Annotated in this window: 1 rRNA gene; it reads right to left on the bottom strand. The window is 49.6% G+C overall.

Features of this window, described 5'->3' with window-relative positions:
- Nucleotides 1-1509, bottom strand: a 23S ribosomal RNA gene (locus T352_RS0105860); the annotation flags it as partial.

Genomic DNA, 1509 nt, shown 5'->3' with positions numbered 1-1509 from the left:
AGCGTTTATCCTTTCCATACGTAGCTACCCAGCTGTGGCCCTGGCAGGCCAACTGGTACACCAGTGGTATGTCCACTCCGGTCTTCTCATACTAGGAGCAGCTCTCTTCAAATTTCCAACGCCCACGACGGATAGAGACCGAACTGTCTCACGACGTTCTGAACCCAGCTCGCGTACCACTTTAATGGACGAACAGTCCAACCCTTGGAAGCTTCTCCACCTCCAGGATGTGATGAGCCGACATCGAGGTGCCAAACCGCATCGTCGCTGTGAACGCTTGGATGCGATAAGCCTGTTATCCCCGGGGTAGCTTTTATCCGTTGAGTCACGGCCCTTCCATGCGGAAACCGTAAGATCACTAAGCCCTACTTTCGTACCTGCTCGACTTGTTGGTCTCGCAGTTAAGCTCCCTTATGCCTTTACACTCTTAGAATGATTTCCGACCATTCTGAGGGAACCTTCGGGCGCCTCCGTTACTCTTTAGGAGGCGACCGCCCCAGCCAAACTGCCCACCAGACACTGTCCTCCCCAATCCACTTGGGCGAGTTAGATATCAAATACAGAAAGGGTGGTATCCAAAGGGCGACTCCACCGAAACTAGCGTTCCAGCTTCTTAGTCTCCCACCTATCCTGTACATTCTGCATCCAATATCAATATCAAGCTACAGTAAAGCTCCACGGGGTCTTTTCGTCCTGTCGCGGGTGGCCGGCGTTCTCACCGGCATCTTGATTTCACCGAGTCTCTTGTTGAGACAGCGCCCAAATCGTTACGCCTTTCGTGCGGGTCGGAATTTACCCGACTAGGAATTTCGCTACCTTAGGACCGTTATAGTTACGGCCGCCGTTTACTGGGACTTCAATTCAATGCTTCGTTTCCTAACATCTCCTCTTAATCTTCCAGCACCGGGCAGGCGTCAGCCCCTATACTTCACCTTACGGTTTTGCAGAGACCTGTGTTTTTGATAAACAGTCGCTTGGGCCTATTCTCTGCGACTTTCTTTTCTCATAAAAAGTCCTCCTTATCCCGAAGTTACGGAGTCATTTTGCCGAGTTCCTTAACAAGAGTTTTCTCGCGCGTCTTAGTATTCTCTACCTACCCACCTGTGTCGGTTTACGGTACGGGTAGTAAATAAATTATCCCTAGAAGTTTTTCTTGAAAGTGTGAAATCATCATTCTTTACCTATTAATACTACTCCTTCACGTGTTACGGATTTGCCTATAACACAGCATCGTATTTTCGACCCCAATCCACTAAGGGGCGAATGTTATCCTCCTCTGTTGCTCCATCAGTTTATTTACTAGTTCAGGATTCTCTACCTGATATCCATCGGCTACGCTTTTCAGCCTCACCTTAGGCCCCGACTTACCCAGGGCGGACGAACCTTCCCCTGGAATCCTTGGGTTTTCGACGGACAGGATTCTCACCTGTCTTTTCGTTACTTACACCGGCATTCTCACTTCTAATCGCTCCAGCACTCCTCACGGTATGCCTTCTTCGCTATTAGAAC

This window comes from Haploplasma modicum ATCC 29102, assembly GCF_000687835.1.
Classification (GTDB): Bacteria; Bacillota_I; Bacilli_A; order Acholeplasmatales; family Acholeplasmataceae; genus Haploplasma; species Haploplasma modicum.
The sequence above is the reverse complement of the archived record's forward strand: the minus strand, read 5'-3'. Positions and strand labels throughout refer to the sequence as shown.